This window comes from Bilophila sp. 4_1_30 (assembly GCF_000224655.1).
GTDB lineage: Bacteria > Desulfobacterota > Desulfovibrionia > Desulfovibrionales > Desulfovibrionaceae > Bilophila > Bilophila wadsworthia.
In genome coordinates this window covers 1-697 of sequence record NZ_JH114290.1, presented here as the reverse complement: position 1 = coordinate 697, position 697 = coordinate 1, and the positions used below count along the sequence as shown (strand labels likewise).

Annotated in this window: 1 protein-coding gene; it reads left to right on the top strand. The window is 70.0% G+C overall.

All coding sequences use genetic code 11. The features are described 5' to 3' along the window. On the top strand, positions 1-697 hold a 697-nt coding region (locus HMPREF0178_RS21765), incomplete at both ends, for a phage tail protein (RefSeq protein WP_009369400.1).

Genomic DNA, 697 nt, shown 5'->3' with positions numbered 1-697 from the left:
GTCCCGTCCCCGATATGCTCGCCCCCATCGGGCGGGTAGCCGAGGCGTCCGGCGGGCTGACGCCCCTGAGCACGGCGGAACTGGAACTGCTCGCGTGGCAACTGCACGTCGACTTCCGCGAAACGGCCCGGACGGACGCGGAACTGGCGGGCCTCATCCTCGACGCCATCGCATGGCACCGCATCAAGGGCACGCCCGCGAGCCTCTACGCGGCGCTGCGCCGGTTCGGGTATGCCGCCTCCATCGAGGAGAACGGCCCCGGGGCCTACTGGGCGACGTACCAGCTTGGCCTGCCGCAGATTGCGGACATGGACGACGTGCGCCGCATCGTCACCATCTGCACCGAGATGGCCCCGGCGCGCTGCCGCCTGTGGCGCCTGTACACCGACGCCTACGACCGGCGGCCCATCGTGCTCTCGGAAGGCCCGGCCCTTGGCGACGGCTGGCTGTCCTTCCACTCCGGCGTCTCCGTCGAAGGCCCGGACGGCGACATCGTCGTCTCGTTCGGGACAAAGAGGAGCTTTCAGGCGGAAGCCTACCTGCCGTCGCTCCATGCGGCCTCGTTCGGGACGGAATGCGTGTCCGGCCACACCGCGCCGTACCTCGACCGCTTCATCGTCGGACGTTCGCGGCTCTCCGAGCCCCTGCCCCGCAACCACCCGTTCGTCATGGGCGCGCTGTTCAGCATCCTGTGGGC